Below are 11,982 nucleotides of genomic sequence, written 5' to 3' on the forward strand. Positions count from 1 at the left end.
TATTATCAAAATGCGTCTACAGCGACAATGTACCGCTTAGAGAAATTTATGCTTTTAAATTATGAATTGCTCTAAACAGTAGGCTTGCGAGTTGCTCTTGCTCATCATCAGAGAAGCCTGTGAGTGCTCTGCGATAGATATCATTTACAGTGGGTAAAATTTCCGGGTAAAGCTGTTGGCCTTTTTCAGTCAGGCATAAAAGAGTTGAACGGCGATCTTCAACTGATTGCTTTTTAGCAACTAAGCCCTTGTCTTCTAAACGAGAAAGTAACCGACTCATGGCACCGCGGTCATACATCATGTGCTCACAAAGCTCAGCCAAGGTATTTACTTTACCACGCGCAAGTAGCACAACCACAATGTACTGAGCTGAGGTTAGCTCTTTATCCTCTAAAGCATTATCAAGATGAGTCACTAGGTTTGAACGTAAGTAAGAGACTAAGCGACCTAAGTCTTGCACGGGATCTAAATCTTCAATACAGCACTGGCCAATTGATGCAGGTTCTTTCATATTTCCTCTAAAGCGGTTAATAGCAATTCATAGACAGTTAATCGGAAAAATAATTCAATCCTATTAGATTGCTTCAACGGCTATGAATAGTGTAGCGTGGAGAAGCGTACTAACTGTCGGGGGCGTTATGCTAACTAAACAACATATTATCAAGTATTTATCTCTTACAATACTGCTACTTCTTTGTTGGCTAGAGCATTATAACCATTTCATTATGCGCTTTATCGACAGCGCTCTTGTGCAATCAACCCTAGTGTACGCTTCATCTCGTACAGTTAATGCTGCTATATCACTATTGCAATCAGCCGAAGTGGGCATTGGTATTGCGAGTATTCAACCTGCACAACTACTCGACCCAGTAAATGACTTAGCTGAATACATGTCGGATGCCATGCGCCTCGCAATAGGCTCGTTATTTTTACAGCGCATTTTATACACCATTTCTTCTGGGGTTATTTTTAGTGGTGTATTTACAGTTTCGGTTGTCGCTTACTTTATTTGTGAATGGCGTAACTTCTTACCTAACTTGCGTCATAAAATTATGGCGAGTCTGATTTTAATTCGCTTTTTAGTGCCTGCTGTGGTGCTTACAACTGGCCTCGTGAGCCAAATATTCTTAGATGAGCAAATAAACCAGCAAAGTGAAATCGTGAGCGAAAAAGTCGAGACAGTGAATAGCAGTGCAAATAACACCTCTGCCCTATCAGCCAAGCTAAAAGCCGAGGTCGATAGTGAAAAACAAACCATCTTCGACAAGCTCTCTCTCTTAAATGAGCAGCAGATTAAAAACCACCAGCGAGCCACTGAGCTCAAAGGTGATTTAGCAGAGGTCGAAACCCAAATAGAAGCGATTCAAGCAACCCGCAGCTTGTCTGAGCGACTGACCTTTACTGAGCTTGAACAAGCCAAGCCATTACTTGATAAAAAGCAGCAATTAACAGCGCAATTTAATGCAGTACTGAACCAGCAAAGACAGCTAAATCAAGACAAAGACGCCTTAAACGAGAAACTAGAAAACCTTAATGCATCACTCAATCAAGACCAATCGTCGCAGGTGAGTAAAATTATCGATACCGTCACCTCTGGCATTAGTAACATGGTGGCAGCCGTCGAAGACTTATTTATCGACTTTTTGAATATCTTGTCACTGCTGATTTTAAAGCTGTTATTAATGCCGCTAATATTTTTATACCTATTTAACAAAGCCTTTAAGGCCATTTGGCAACGCCGCTTTATGGACGTAGTAATGCAAACAAAGCAACTGGCTGTTAATCGCTGATATTTCAGCTAAAGTTATAAACCTAACTAGTTTTTAAAGGATATAAGTATGACTGAGCAACGCCATAACCACATTCCCCAAGAAGCTTTCGATTGGTACGATGAATACGCCCATGGCTTAATGGACCGTCGCACCTTTATGAAAAAGCTGGGTGGCTTAGCTGCCCTTGGCTATTCAATGGCAATGCTAAGTAGCGCTTTACTGCCAAACTACGCATTAGCTGAGCAAGTATCCTTTAATGACCCTGATATCAAAGCCAGTTATAAAACCTTTGATTCGTTTAAAGGTCACGGCGAAGGTAAAGGCTATTTAGTCGAACCTGCTAATTTAACGGGCAAGCTCCCAATAGTATTAGTGATCCACGAAAACAGAGGCTTAAACCCTTATATTAAAGATGTTGCTCGCCGCCTTGCTAAAGCCGGTTTTATTGCCTTTGCGCCAGATGCATTACACCCTCTTGGTGGCTACCCTGGCAATGACGATGAAGGCCGCGCCATGCAGCGCTCTATGGATAAACAAAAAATCCAACAAGACTTTATCGCCGCAGCAGAATACATAAAAAGATACCCAAATAGTAACGGCAAACTTGGTGCGGTAGGCTTTTGCTTTGGTGGCTATATGGTTAACTACCTAGCAGCAGTTGATAGCAAGCTGATTGATGCGGGCGTGCCTTATTACGGCACTCCTGCCGTTAAAGAGCTCAGACAAAATATCAAAGCCCCACTACTAGTACACTTAGCCGAGTTTGATAAACGCGTTAATGCAACATGGCCAGAATACGAGAGCGACTTAAAAGCGCATCAAGTGCCTTACACTATGCACATGTATGAGCAAGCAAATCATGGTTTTCATAACGACTCTACTTCTCGTTATGATGAAAAGCAGGCGGAGCTTTCTTGGCAACGCACATTGGCGTTTTTCAATGAGCAATTGATTTAAACAGAGCAATTTCATACACTCTCGAAAAAATTTTAGGCTAGAAAAGAGATGGAATCGCAAGTCAGTTATCGCTTTGACTCACAGCAAACCGCCAATCGGTTTTTAAACAAGCTTAAGCACTGGTCGGTGGCTAAAGTCACTGCGAGTCTTTGCCAAGGCGGTTATGGCGTAAAAATACGCTACGAAGTCGATACCAGTGGTTTTGATTACACCCTTGCAGAGCTTGATGATTTAGCGATGCAACACGAAGGCGAAGAGATTTAATTCTTATACTCTAGTATTCTAGACATAAAAAAACGGCTAACTAAGGTTAGCCGTTTCATTTTAAAGCCGAGCTTATAACGCTCTACTTATAAATCAAAGCTACGTGAAATAGACGCAACAATTCGCTCGTCTGCGTACTCAGAATCAATGCTGGTATTCTCACCTGCAATTTCAATATTAAAGCCCGCATAGCTCGTTTGATACGCTAAACGATAATGCTTGTATGACTTATCACTGCCATCCCAGCTAAACTTATCGCCATCTAATGAATTAGATACATCAAAGCTGGCACGAATTGCATGATTTGGCGCTACTTCAAATGTGTGCGCTACCATGTAGATTAAATGGCCTGCACCAGTACCAAAGTAATCCCAAGTATACCAAAAGTTAAGCTCTACTTGACCAATGCTGCTGGCATAACCAAATTTCGAATACACTTCAGGGTAGTTGCCATCGCTTGAGTAATCTTCACCGTGGTAAGAGTAGTAAGCAATACCATAATCAACACTAAGGGTGTCAGTTAACTCAGCATAGTTACCAAAATACGCATCCCACTCGATGTCTGTGCCATCGCCAAAATCTACATTTGAAGCCCAAGTACCTACATACATACCTGAATCTGCAAAGGCATAATCTAAGCTGCCCTGAATCGCTGGGTCATTCATAGTTTGGCTTACACCATTGAAGGTGTAATCTGATGCCAATGTAACCGTAGTCGATAAGTCAGCCATGGCTGATGTCGATAGTAATGCCAATGGCAACGCTGCTGCTAATACTGTTTGTCTTGTTGTCATGTTGGTTTCCCTTAGCTAACTGTTTCTATTTTTGTGTAATCTAATTTATTGTCTTTTGGTGAGCCTTCGATATTTTTCACTGTTTTTAACTTGCTGTAGCCAATAAACGCAGCACAGCCGAAAAATAACGCAATAACGAGCGCACCAACCCATTGGATCTGTAAAAAGTCGAACTTAAACAGCAGGGTTAACAATGAAAGCGCCACCACATTTAAGGCAATATAATTAAATTTACCTAAACGTTTCACCGTTAAGTTTAGGTTATCTGTGTATAAACGGATCAAAGAATCAAGTGAGTTGATCACAAACACCACACCAACAAACACCATAGCGATGTTTTTCAGGCCTGCTGTTGCAATACCCGCTTCATGATATTGATACAAAACACTAAACCAGATGGCGATTGGAATAGACGGGAAAATCAACATAGCCGCCAGCACTTGGTAAGTTTTTAAACCACCCACAAAGCGTGAGGTAAATTGACCAATCATGATGCTCCAAGCAAACCACCAAAACAGGTAGAAGGCATGGTAATCATTCAGCGGTAATATAAATTCATTGATATTGCCAAAGTAACCGCCGATCAACGCAAGGTTATCAACAAATGCTGATGTTTGTGCATCAGAACCAACAAAGGCACCGAACCACATAAATGCGATTAAAGCGATAAACAACCAAGTAGTAGAAATACTTAAAAAGCGTACATACTTAATGTCTGTGCTCGAATAAACAGCAAAACAAATCGCTGCAAACACCATTAAGTAGAATGTCGGAATAATTGACTCACCATCACCAAGCGACGGCAAATACCAAGGTAAATTCGACAGCAGTAAAAATGCAGTAAATGCGCATGTACCAATAATAACGATGTTATTAATTAGTTTTACCCAAGCAATTTCAAAGAACTTTACTTTGGGTTCTATTACACAGAAATAAAAGCACGTAAGGAAATAAAATCCCCAGATCAAGAAGCCCCAATAACCAAACTCGATGGCTAGAGGATTGGCAAACGCATACTCTGGGCTTGCTTTTATGTCTGCATAACCTGCAAACTCTGTCAGTGGAAACATAATCAAGCCAACGTCTAGGCCCGATGTAAATAAAATTGCAATGAACGTAAACGTTCTAACCGGTGTGACGCCAACACACCTAACCGTACCCCATTTAAATAAAATAACCGCAATTGCTAACAGGGTAAAAATGATGCCAGCACTAAGCCAAAAGGTCATAGTTACCCCCCCAAAATAAGTAATAATACTTCATTGTTTCTCCAGTTTTATTCCTCGCATTAACGCACCACAAACAACTCGTGATGCGCGCCACTGCAAGCCCCACAGCCGAAACTACGGGTGGCCTTATTAGATCTCCGAACTACGCTGCGTTGATTGCCATTGTTTTTCCATGGCAACATCTGCAGTTGATGCCGATAACACAGGCTTACCTAAAATGTGGTCCGCCGCTTTTTCTGCCACCATAATGGTTGGCGCATTTAAATTACCGTTTGGAACGGTTGGGAAGATAGATGAATCCACAACCCGTAAACCTTCGATCCCGTGTACTTGAGTTTGCGAGTTAACCACGGCCATCTCGTCCTCACCCATCTTGCACGAACACGACGGATGGTAAGCACTCTCAACCGCCTGACGAACAAAAGCATCGATTTCTTCATCGCTTTGAACATCTTTACCGGGTTGAATTTCACCATCGCGATATTCATCAAACGCACTTTGTTCGATAATCTCGCGAGTTAGACGTACACAAGCTCTAAAGCCTTCAATGTCATCTTGATGCTGTAAGTAGTTAAATTGGATCTTAGGCGCAACCTGTGGATCCGCTGACTTAATCGTTACTGCACCACGGCTTTTTGGTTTGTTATGCCCAACATGAACTTGGAAACCATGACCATCAAAGGCACTTTTACCGTCATAACGAATGGCTGCTGGTAAAAAGTGATACTGAATATCTGGCCATTCAACACCCGGTTTTGAACGAATAAATGCACATGATTCAAAATGGTTAGTCGCCCCTAAACCTGAGCGATTTAATAACCAACGAGCACCAATTAGCCCTTTTGAAACAAGGCCTAATTTGCCGTTTAAAGTAATTGGTTGCTTACACTTATATTGGAAGTAAAACTCCAAGTGATCTTGTAAGTTTTGGCCAACACCTGGTAAGTGATGTTTAACCTCAACACCCGCTTCGCTCAGGATGTCTTTGTCACCAATACCTGATAATTGCAGAATATGCGGTGAGCCAATTGGGCCCGCACTTAAAATAACGTCTTTTGCTGCAAATACTTGCTGCTTAGAGCCAGATACTGAAAACTCAACACCCACGGCTTTTTTGCCTTCTAGCAAAACTTTTTCAGCTAAAGCACCGGTGACTAGCGTTAAGTTTTTACGTGACTTAACTGGGTCTAAATACTCACGGCTAGCAGAGCTTCTTACGCCATCTTTAACTGTCATATGCATTGGCCCAAAACCTTCTTGCTGGGCTGCATTGTAGTCATCAGTTTGAGCATAACCTGCTTGCTGGCCCGCTTTGATAAAGGCTTTATAAAGCGGATTAGCCATTTCATTACCGTTATTAACCCCTAATGGGCCGTTATCGCCACGGTAACTGTTACCACCTAAGTAGAATGATTCAGCACGTTTAAAGTACGGTAAACATGCTTGGTAATCCCAACCATTAGCGCCGTGTTGCTGCCACTCATCAAAATCTTTGGCATGACCACGTACATAGACCATGCCGTTAATCGATGATGAGCCACCTAACACCTTACCTCGTGGGCAGTGCATTTGACGGTTATCTAAATATGGCTCTGGCTCGGTATGAAATTGCCATGCATATTTGTCAGTATTCATTGGGATTGATAGCGCGGTAGGCATCTTTATAAAAATGCTTTTATCACTACCACCCGTTTCAAGTAATAACACCTTATTAGAAGGGTCTGCTGATAGTCGGTTTGCCAACACGCAGCCTGCTGAGCCAGCACCGACTATGATGTAATCATAGTTCTGTGTACTCATTAAAATGGACTCTCTATATTGCTCATACCCACATAAATCGATTTTGTTTGGGTATAGTGATCTAAGGTTTCGATACCGTTTTCACGGCCGATACCTGATTGCTTGTAACCACCTACTGGCATTTCTGCAGGTGAATTACCATAGCTGTTTATCCAACAAATACCGGCTTGTAGTTGGTGGATCACGCGGTGTGCACGCTGAATATCTTTAGTAAACACGCCTGCGGCTAAGCCTAGGTGCGTATCGTTTGCACGCTGAATAACGTCATCTTCATCATCAAACACCAACACGCTCATTACCGGGCCAAAGATCTCTTCTTTAACTATGGTCATGTCGTCTTTACAGTCGACAAAAACGGTCGGTTCCACAAAGTAGCCGTTTGGCGCAGATGCTGGTGATAGTGCCTTACCGCCGGTTAATAAGGTTGCGCCTTCTTGAATACCTTTATCGATATAGCCAAGTACTAGCTCTTGGTGTTTTTTAGAGATAAGCGCCCCTAAATTCACCTCAGGATCCATTGGGTCGCCAGCAATAATATTTTGCTCAGTGCGTGTTTTCAGCTCATCAATAAACTGCTGATAAACATTTTTATGCACATAAATGCGCGTACAGTTAGTGCAGATTTCACCTTGCGTATAAAAATTACCTAACATTGCCGCACTAACAGCTTGTGATACATCGGCATCATCAAATACTAATAACGGTGACTTACCGCCAAGCTCCATGGTCACATCTTTAAGTGAACCAGCAGCGCTTGCCATTACTTTTTTGCCTGTGCCTACTTCACCAGTGAAAGACACTTTTTCAATATTTGGGTTTGCTGTTAACCATTGCCCTACTTCAGCAGCGCCTTGCACAACGTTGAATACGCCAGCAGGTACACCCGCTTCGATAAAAATCTCTGCAAGTTTAATTGCACCAAGTGGTGTTTCTTCAGAAGGTTTGAAAATAACCGCATTACCCGCAGCCAGTGCTGGGCCTGATTTCCAACAAGCAATTTGTAGTGGGTAGTTCCATGCACCAATACCGGCACAAATACCTAAAGGCTCTTTACGTGTGTAGTAAAAGTCATTGCCAACCATTTGTTGCTGACCCACTTGCGCAGGAGCAAGACCAGCAAAATATTCGATAACATCGGCGCCAGTTTCAACATCGACACACTCGGCTTCTTGCCAAGGCTTCCCCGTATCAAGTACTTCTACTTTTGCTAGTTCATCGTTACGTTCGCGTAAGATTGCCACGGCTTTTAATAAAATACGGCTACGCTCAATTGGTGTCATTGCAGACCATGCTGCAAACCCTTGTTTTGCGCTTTCGATTGCCGCGTTTTGAATAAACTCATCAGCGATTTCAACGTGATAAATCACTTCATCCGTTGCAGGGTTCTTAACTGCAAAGGTATCGCCAGTTTGATTCTTTAAAAAATGGCCATTAATAAAATTTTCGTAAACAGGTGTGGTCATTTTAGGCTCCATACTGTTTTATCAGTGAACGAATGTAGTCTTTGGCTAATCGCTCACAATTTTCGAATTGATCTTGGTCTGACTTACTTAATACGGCTCTTAGCCATAAACCATCGATCATGGCTGCACTTAGCTCAGCAGCTAAATTGGCATCGCTATCGCTCATTAACTGTTTGAATGAGCTTAATAAGTTACTAAATAAACGTTTACTATTTACGTTTTGTAAGCGATGCAACTGGGCGTCGTGCATTGAATGCGCCCAAAAGCTCAACCAAGTTTTGGTGTTGTTGCTTTGCTGCTGAATACGCGAAAAGTTTGCTTCAACGATAAACATTAATCGTTGCTCTGGACTAGTTTGTGGCGTTACTTGATTCAAAAGTGCTTGCTTTAAGCTGGTCAATAAATAACGCACAGTGGCTTCAATTAAGCCCTGCTTACCACCAAAATAATGACTGATAATGCCAGACGATAAGCCTGCCTTTTTACTAATGCTATTTATGGTGGTGCCTTGCAAACCAAGCTCTGCAACCGACTCTATTGTGGCGTCAATTAACTGCTGACGACGAACAGGTTCCATTCCAACTTTCGGCATAATTTTTTATTGATTGAACGTTCAATTAAAATAAAGGTTAAGGTAATGAGCATGGCAATTCAAGGTTGACAAATTGTAAACAGCCGCAAAGCTATACTCGTAAGTTAAGCTAACCCACTGTTCTTACGCTCATTATCAGATATATAAAAAAGTTTTAAATTTATTCAAAATAAAGCCTAAAAAGTATGAATTTAGGCTGAAATGCGGAAAAAAGAGAATATTTATTGCAGGCGTATTTTTAATAAAAAAGCGCTTATAAAAGCGCTCATGTTAGGCTAAGCTCATTCGTGATATTTACGAATCACCGCTATCTTGCCATCTTCGATTTCGAGCACATCCATAATGGTCTGCGTGTATTCAATTTCTTGCTGGTTTTGCGGGTGTATACCTTTAGCATGATGGGTATAACGTAAAGCAATGGCAGAATCATTAAAAATAAAGGTATCGAGTAAGTTTGCTTGGTATTCAGTGTGTGCCCCAAGGTAAAAAGTCATGCCTTTACGCATCATCGCTTTGCCATCAGGCTCTCTAGAATCATCTGTTTGATAAGGTAAGTGTTGGTTTGCTACATCGTCAGTTAATAAAGCTAAAAAGGCTTCTAACTCTTTGTTGGTGGCATTGGGTGCTTGTGTTGCAACCATGGTATTAAAGTACTGCTGTGCCAATGCTGTAAGCGCTGGGTTAGCTTGCTTTGCTTGGCTGCTAAATGCGCTTAACAGGCAAATAGCTAGAAAATAAAGGTGCTTCATCGTTATTCCTTGTGGTTTTAGTTATTGACTAATAATCAAACTACGCACCTAAAATAACGACAAAGCCCTGAACTATCAATATATTAGTTTAAGCTGTTTGTGGCTTTGGGATCTCGCGTTTATCTAAATAGCCGCTGTATCGTGTTGCAATTAATGCAGCTAAACTGATGATAGCGCCAATCCAAGCAGTGTCTTGCAATGAGTAGTTTTCAACGACAACACCACCTAACACTGAGCCCAGCGCAATCCCGATATTAAACGCTGCAATGTTTAACCCTGATGCCACATCGACGGCATTGGGGGTGAACTTTTCGGCAAGTTTAACCACATATACTTGCAGCCCAGGCACATTACCAAACGCAAATGCCCCCCATACAAGTATGGTCAGTACCGCAGCGACTTTAGATTGCATGGTAAAGGTCAGCACTAACAGCACAATACTCAAAGCACTAAAGATAATGGTCAGCGCACTAATGGGGCCTTTTTTATCGGCTAACTTACCGCCATAAATATTACCAACAGCAACCGATACCCCATATACCAGCATGATTAAGCTAATGGTGGCTGATGCAAATCCAGTTTGCTCCTCTAAAATGGGCGCTAAATAGGTAAAGGCAGTAAATGTGCCGCCATAACCAAGTATGGTCATCAAGTACACCAGTAAAAGCCTAGGTTGCACCATTACTTTTAGCTGCTCACCCAAAGTAGCCGGTTTACTTTGCTTTAAGTTGCTAGGAATTAAAAACGCGCTACCAACAAGTGCAATTAAGCCCAGTAAAGACACCACTAAAAAGGTCGCTCGCCAACCAAAGTGCTGACCAATCCAAGTCCCTAATGGCACACCGGTTACTAATGCAACCGTTAACCCCGTAAACATAATCGCAATGGCACTAGCTTCTTTATCTTTACTGACAAGCCCAGTAGCGATCGTTGAACCAATTGAGAAAAACACCCCATGGGCAAGGCCTGTTAGAATCCTTGCGGTGATCAAGCTACCATAACTAGGTGCTTGCCAAGCCAGTAAATTACCGATTACAAATAGGCTCATTAAGCTAAGTAATACATGTTTTCGATTCCAGCGTCCGGTAAGCGCGGTTAATACTGGCGCCCCCACCGCAACCCCTAATGCGTACAAGCTAACAAGTAGCCCGGCACTCGGTAACGAAACCGCTAAATCATTAGCGATGGTTGGCACTAAGCCGACAATCACAAACTCAGTGGTGCCTATGGCAAACGCACTGAGAGTTAACGCAAGTAATGCTATTGGCATCACATATCCTCTGTTTAACTTTGAAAGTGCGGCTATTGTGGCTAAAATTAAATTTGCAAAAAATAGCAGTAGTGACAAAATACTTTTGTCAAAAATGAAAAGGTAAAACCATGAGCGTGATCTCCAACACCCAAGATTTAGAAGCATTTATTAGCGTGGTTGATACCGGCGGGTTCTCAAGTGCAGCCAATGCATTAGATGAGCAAGTAGCAAAAATATCACGGGCGGTCACTCGGCTCGAGAAATCCTTAAACGTTACCTTATTCAACCGCACTACAAGGCGCATTGAGCTGACCGAAGAAGGCCAGTTATTTTTAGGCTATGCTAGAGAAGCACTGAGTCAGCTTGCACAAGGCGAAGAAGCCTTAAAGCTTCTGCACTGTGCGCCATCAGGAAAATTAAGAGTCGATGCTGCAAGCCCCTTTGTGTTTCATCAAATAGCACCACATTTAAAAGCCTTTAGCCAAGCTTATCCTGACATAAAACTTGAGATCACCAGCCACGACAACATTATCGATTTACTTGAGCATAAAACCGATATTGCTATTCGTATTGGCGAACTTGCTGACTCAAACTTGCATGCACGCACTTTGGGAGTTAGTAAGTTACAGCTCGTTGCAAGCCCTGACTATTTAAAAGCGGCACCGCCATTAGATGAGCTAACTGACTTAGCCTTGCACCAGCTTATTGGTTTTACCGATGCGCCGCATTTAAATCACTGGCCGCTAACCACGCCTTTAGACCTTAAATTTTCAATCAGTGCATCAAGTGGTGAAACTGTGCGCCAGCTTTGTATACAGGGCCATGGCATTACCTTGTTGTCGGAATTTATGATCAACGAAGATTTAAAAGCAGGCCGTTTAGTAAAAGTGCTCGAAGGCGAGGTACTGAGCCCTAATCGCCGCGAAAAAGTGCATGCGGTGTATTACCAAAACAGCGGTGTTTCATCACGAGTATTAGCATTTTTAGACTTTATAGCCCCAAGGTTAACGCTGTAGTTTTTGCATTTTTAACAAAAGTGTTTTGTGATTAGTGGCATTAATTTCATAAATAATTTTCGTTATGCTGAAAGCATATTCGCTTTCAAGGAGC

12 protein-coding genes are annotated in these 11,982 nt (G+C 42.1%); 4 read left to right on the plus strand and 8 right to left on the minus strand.

The window, feature by feature from the left end:
- Positions 1–46: 46 nt before the first annotated feature.
- Positions 47–511, minus strand: coding sequence for a MarR family winged helix-turn-helix transcriptional regulator (locus tag AUR67_RS19450; protein WP_058586473.1), 465 nt, complete (start codon positions 509–511; stop codon positions 47–49).
- A gap of 127 nt (positions 512–638) precedes the next feature.
- Between AUR67_RS19450 and AUR67_RS19455 the strand changes: the two genes are divergently transcribed.
- From AUR67_RS19455 to AUR67_RS19465, 3 genes are read left to right on the plus strand one after another with little or no spacing between them, the layout of a single operon-like run.
- Positions 639–1,790 (plus strand): hypothetical protein, encoded by a 1,152-nt coding sequence (locus tag AUR67_RS19455; RefSeq protein ID WP_058586474.1) that lies wholly within the window; start codon positions 639–641, stop codon positions 1,788–1,790.
- A gap of 48 nt (positions 1,791–1,838) precedes the next feature.
- A complete protein-coding gene (locus AUR67_RS19460; protein WP_058586475.1) occupies positions 1,839–2,729 on the plus strand; it encodes a dienelactone hydrolase family protein in 891 nt (296 codons plus the stop codon).
- A 48-nt stretch (positions 2,730–2,777) separates the two neighbouring features.
- Positions 2,778–2,993, plus strand: coding sequence for a hypothetical protein (locus tag AUR67_RS19465; RefSeq protein WP_054562273.1), 216 nt, complete (start codon positions 2,778–2,780; stop codon positions 2,991–2,993).
- Positions 2,994–3,079: 86 nt separating this feature from the next.
- On the opposite strand, the gene AUR67_RS19470 is transcribed toward AUR67_RS19465, so the two are convergent.
- The 7 genes from AUR67_RS19470 to AUR67_RS19500 all read right to left on the minus strand — a co-directional run bounded on the left by AUR67_RS19470 (position 3,080) and on the right by AUR67_RS19500 (position 10,890).
- Positions 3,080–3,787: a TorF family putative porin gene (locus AUR67_RS19470; RefSeq protein WP_058586476.1), complete on the minus strand. Its 708-nt coding sequence runs from the start codon at positions 3,785–3,787 to the stop codon at positions 3,080–3,082.
- A gap of 11 nt (positions 3,788–3,798) precedes the next feature.
- A complete protein-coding gene (locus tag AUR67_RS19475) occupies positions 3,799–5,016 on the minus strand; it encodes a choline transporter (protein ID WP_058586477.1) in 1,218 nt (405 codons plus the stop codon).
- A 129-nt stretch (positions 5,017–5,145) separates the two neighbouring features.
- A complete protein-coding gene (gene betA / locus AUR67_RS19480) occupies positions 5,146–6,816 on the minus strand; it encodes a choline dehydrogenase (protein ID WP_058586478.1) in 1,671 nt (556 codons plus the stop codon).
- A complete protein-coding gene (gene betB / locus AUR67_RS19485; protein ID WP_054554308.1) occupies positions 6,816–8,279 on the minus strand; it encodes a betaine-aldehyde dehydrogenase in 1,464 nt (487 codons plus the stop codon). Before betB ends, betA begins: the two co-directional genes overlap by 1 nt.
- Before the next feature lies 1 nt (position 8,280).
- Complete coding sequence (gene betI, locus AUR67_RS19490) at positions 8,281–8,871, minus strand: transcriptional regulator BetI (protein ID WP_055020667.1); 591 nt, start codon at positions 8,869–8,871, stop codon at positions 8,281–8,283.
- Positions 8,872–9,152: 281 nt separating this feature from the next.
- Positions 9,153–9,620 carry a nuclear transport factor 2 family protein gene (locus tag AUR67_RS19495; protein ID WP_058586479.1) on the minus strand — a complete coding sequence of 156 codons (468 nt, stop codon included), beginning with the start codon at positions 9,618–9,620 and terminating at the stop codon, positions 9,153–9,155.
- An 88-nt stretch (positions 9,621–9,708) separates the two neighbouring features.
- Complete coding sequence (locus AUR67_RS19500; RefSeq protein ID WP_058586480.1) at positions 9,709–10,890, minus strand: MFS transporter; 1,182 nt, start codon at positions 10,888–10,890, stop codon at positions 9,709–9,711.
- Positions 10,891–11,000: 110 nt separating this feature from the next.
- On the opposite strand from AUR67_RS19500, the gene AUR67_RS19505 reads away from it, so the two are divergent.
- Positions 11,001–11,888, plus strand: coding sequence for a LysR substrate-binding domain-containing protein (locus AUR67_RS19505; protein ID WP_058586481.1), 888 nt, complete (start codon positions 11,001–11,003; stop codon positions 11,886–11,888).
- The last annotated feature ends 94 nt before the right edge of the window (positions 11,889–11,982 follow it).

Origin of the sequence: Pseudoalteromonas sp. XI10 (assembly GCF_001469895.1) — a bacterium.
GTDB lineage: Bacteria > Pseudomonadota > Gammaproteobacteria > Enterobacterales > Alteromonadaceae > Pseudoalteromonas.

Coding starts and splice junctions, on each gene's coding strand:
- AUR67_RS19475 (WP_058586477.1), bottom strand. CDS start 5,016: ATGACCTTTTGGCTTAGTGCTGGCATCATTTTTACCCTGTTAGCAATT.
- AUR67_RS19465 (WP_054562273.1), top strand. CDS start 2,778: ATGGAATCGCAAGTCAGTTATCGCTTTGACTCACAGCAAACCGCCAAT.
- AUR67_RS19460 (WP_058586475.1), top strand. CDS start 1,839: ATGACTGAGCAACGCCATAACCACATTCCCCAAGAAGCTTTCGATTGG.
- betB (WP_054554308.1), bottom strand. CDS start 8,279: ATGACCACACCTGTTTACGAAAATTTTATTAATGGCCATTTTTTAAAG.
- betA (WP_058586478.1), bottom strand. CDS start 6,816: ATGAGTACACAGAACTATGATTACATCATAGTCGGTGCTGGCTCAGCA.
- AUR67_RS19455 (WP_058586474.1), top strand. CDS start 639: ATGCTAACTAAACAACATATTATCAAGTATTTATCTCTTACAATACTG.
- AUR67_RS19470 (WP_058586476.1), bottom strand. CDS start 3,787: ATGACAACAAGACAAACAGTATTAGCAGCAGCGTTGCCATTGGCATTA.
- AUR67_RS19500 (WP_058586480.1), bottom strand. CDS start 10,890: ATGCCAATAGCATTACTTGCGTTAACTCTCAGTGCGTTTGCCATAGGC.
- AUR67_RS19505 (WP_058586481.1), top strand. CDS start 11,001: ATGAGCGTGATCTCCAACACCCAAGATTTAGAAGCATTTATTAGCGTG.
- AUR67_RS19495 (WP_058586479.1), bottom strand. CDS start 9,620: ATGAAGCACCTTTATTTTCTAGCTATTTGCCTGTTAAGCGCATTTAGC.
- betI (WP_055020667.1), bottom strand. CDS start 8,871: ATGCCGAAAGTTGGAATGGAACCTGTTCGTCGTCAGCAGTTAATTGAC.
- AUR67_RS19450 (WP_058586473.1), bottom strand. CDS start 511: ATGAAAGAACCTGCATCAATTGGCCAGTGCTGTATTGAAGATTTAGAT.